Source organism: Proteiniphilum sp. UBA5463 (genome assembly GCF_002427225.1).
Classification (GTDB): domain Bacteria; phylum Bacteroidota; class Bacteroidia; order Bacteroidales; family Dysgonomonadaceae; genus Proteiniphilum; species Proteiniphilum propionicum.
Window position 1 is genome coordinate 64040 of sequence record NZ_DIQL01000042.1, and the last position, 2413, is coordinate 66452.

The window sequence follows — 2413 nt, forward strand, 5'->3', positions numbered from 1 at the left end:
GATATGTTCAACCATACCCAGCCCATGTACCAGACCAATGTAAGCCTCCGGGGAGGAAGCGAACGATTAACCTATTACTCCAGTTTGGGATATATGGATCAACAAGGTGTCAGTAAAAACTACAAGTACAATCAAGTAAACTTTGTGCTGAATACAGATGCTTTCCTTTTGAAAGACAAAAGTCTGAAATTCACTTTCAACCTTAACGGAAACACAAGCAACCAAAAAAAGCCGGCAAGCGGAGAGGGTGTTTTCAATAATGCAATGTATGGCGACTGGATGCCCAAAAGGCCTCCTGTGTGGAGTACCGGCCTTCCCAGAAAATGGTCTGTGGATGCCCTTCTGAATACCGGATTCAATGATACAGAAGCATATCGCTTTCAGATGAACAGTGCCTTGAAATGGTTTATTCCTTGGGTAGAGGGATTATCGGCATCGACTAGCGTAAATTTCACAACTACTTACAATACAAACCGGCAGTTTAATCACGACCAGGAAAATGTATATGATAATCCCTATGCTACAAGTTTTTCAAGCTATAATCCTATTAATGCAAACATGTATCAATACTGGTACAGATACAAATTGCTGACTGGCATCTTTCAGTTGGATTACGCGCGCACCTTTGGCAAACATAATTTATCTGCCATGGTAAACTATCAGAGTCAGACACGTCATGAAAACTGGACTTCGGCAAAGAAAAGGGGTTACCCTACCACTCTTGCCCCACAGATTGATTTAGGAGCTGAAATGGTTGAAAATAAAGGAAATGCCACGGAATGGGGATCGGCATCATACATAGGACGCCTTACCTACGATTATGACAATAAATATCTGTTCCAATACAGTGCAAACTACAACGGCTCATTAAGCTACAGCCCGGAAAAACGCTGGGGATACTTTCAGGCTTTTTCTTTAGGCTGGGTTGCTTCCCAAGAATCGTGGTTTAAAAACCTGATCAATCCCAATATTGTAAACACGTTTAAGTTACGCGGAGGTTTAGGATTGGTGGGCAATGAAGTGGGCAGCCCGTTCTCTTTCCTTACACAATACACACAAAATACTAACCGTGTGTTGTTTGGTGCAAATATGAATCCGAATGTAGGATGGTATGTAAACACCATCGCCAACGACCTGCACTGGTCAAGCAGCACACAATATGGAGTTGGATTGGATTATGGTTTGTTTAGAGACCGGCTTACAGGTGCCATCGATGCATTCCTTTATATGAATAAGGGCGATGTTATGAATATGACTGATGACATGATTCGTTCTGATATATTGGGTATGCCCAACATTCCTCAGATCAATGCACCTTATGCAACTTCCCGTAAGGGAGGATTCGAAGTTTCCGTCAACTGGCAAGACAAAATTGAGAAAGTAGGATATCGCCTTGGGCTAAACTATTCTTACTGGGATGAACGCCAAACCCGCCATACTGATAAAAGTTCCGACTGGTGGTCACCAACTTTCGATAATATCGGAAAACGATGGATGCATCCTGTATATCCTCTCGGACTTGCTACGGACGGAAAGTTCGGAGACTGGAATGATATGTATAACTCCATGCTCAATGCTTCCCGAAATATGACTTTAGGAACCGTAGCGCTTGTCGACCTGAACGGAGACGGGCGGGTTAATGACTATTACACACTGAACAAGCCCGGCACAACTCCACTGACACAGTTTGGCGTAACAATGGGTGCAAACTGGAATGGATTTGATTTCGAAATTTTCTTCCAGGGCGCAACCAATGTATCGGGTGCAATGCCTTCACCTCTCCGTAGCCAGCAAAGCTACATGTGGAACTACGGACAGTATGCGTTCCAGAATGCATTTACACCAAGCAACCCGGATGTAAACGCAGCATTGCCTATCCCGGTTCCTGAAGGGAATGGCTGGGGATATAGCTATATAGATATCTGGGCTTTCGACGCTTCTTACCTGAAGCTGAAAAACATCAGCCTACGCTACGATATGAAAAGAAACGTCTTGAAGAATGTTTCTTATATTCAGGGACTGGATTTGAGTTTTGTTGTGACCAACGCTCTCATGTGGACGAAGAAGTCATACCCGTTGAAAGGTTTGCAAGATCCCGAATTTATTACATCCGGAGCTTCTATCTATAATAATAACGGGACGTTGGGCAGCTATCCTACGCAGCGTTCATATACTTTAGGGGTAACAGTAACATTATAATAAATCTTAGTGAATTATGAAAAGAAATATATATAAATTTTTAATGTCCGGGGTTTTCTTATTATTATTTATGGGAATCTCCACTTCCTGCGATCCGCTGGGAATTGAACCAACTACACAGGTCGACGAGGGGCGCTTCTGGCTTAATCCTCAGTTGGCACGTTCGTATGTAAATAATTTCTATTTCTGGACACCTGCCGGGGCGGGCGACACA

Annotated in this window: 2 protein-coding genes; both read left to right on the forward strand. The window is 43.3% G+C overall.

What is annotated here, in order from left to right; genetic code table 11:
• The coding region (locus tag B3B27_RS07130) for a SusC/RagA family TonB-linked outer membrane protein (protein ID WP_286847189.1) at positions 1-2199 on the forward strand (2199 nt) is incomplete at its 5' end.
• 16 nt (positions 2200-2215) lie between these two features.
• Positions 2216-2413: hypothetical protein (locus B3B27_RS07135; protein ID WP_286845699.1), on the forward strand; the 198-nt coding region annotated here is incomplete at its 3' end.